This is a genomic window from Polaromonas sp. P1_E3 (assembly GCF_056405935.1).
The window spans coordinates 1-870 of sequence record NZ_JBFUBD010000734.1 but is presented as its reverse complement, the minus strand read 5'-3'; the positions used below and the strand labels follow the sequence as shown (position 1 = coordinate 870).

Sequence of the window (870 nt, the reverse complement as noted above, 5' to 3'; positions counted from 1 at the left end):
CTCGTATGTCAGCCACGCCCCTTCTCCATCAGCGCGGTGAAACGGTCAAACAGGTATGAAATATCGTGCGGGCCGGGCGAGGCTTCCGGGTGGCCCTGGAAGCAGAACGCCGGCTTGTCGGTGCGGGCCAAGCCCTGCAGCGTGCCATCGAACAGGCTGATGTGCGTGGGCCGCAAGTTGGCGGGCAGGCTTTTTTCATCGACCGCAAAACCGTGGTTCTGGCTGGTGATGCTGACGCGGCCGTTGTCGAGGTCTTTGACCGGGTGGTTGGCGCCATGGTGGCCAAACTTCATCTTGAAGGTTTTTGCACCGCTGGCCAAGGCCATGATCTGGTGGCCCAGGCAGATGCCGAAGGTCGGGATGCCGGTCTCGATCAGTTCGCGCACTGCGTTGATCGCGTAGTCACATGGCTCAGGGTCGCCCGGGCCGTTGGCCAGGAAGATGCCGTCGGGTTTGAGCTTGAGCACATCGGCGGCAGGCGTTTGTGCCGGTACCACCGTGATGCGCGCGCCGCGCTCGGCCATCATGCGCAGGATGTTTTTCTTCACGCCGAAATCGAAGGCCACAACGTGAAATTTCGGCGTGATCTGCACGCCGTAACCCGCGCCAAGCTTCCACTCGGTCTGCGTCCATTCGTAGGTCTGCTTGACCGAAACGACCTTGGCCAGGTCCAGGCCGGCCATGCTGGGGGCGCCGCGCGCGGCCGCGACGGCCTTCTCGATCGCGGGCTGGCTCATTTCTTCGCCAGCGGGCAAAGCCATGATGCAACCGTTTTGCGCGCCCTTGGTGCGCAGGTGTCGTGTCAGCTGACGGGTGTCGATGCCCGCAATGGCCACCGTGTTTTCCTTGACCAGGTACTCGGACAAAGTC

General features: G+C 62.6%; 1 protein-coding gene. It reads right to left on the bottom strand.

From position 1 onward, the window contains the following. Nucleotides 1-8 precede the first annotated feature (8 nt). A partial coding sequence (gene carA, locus AC1D0Z_RS23160) for a glutamine-hydrolyzing carbamoyl-phosphate synthase small subunit (protein WP_477660472.1) occupies nt 9-870 on the bottom strand: 862 nt, incomplete at its 5' end.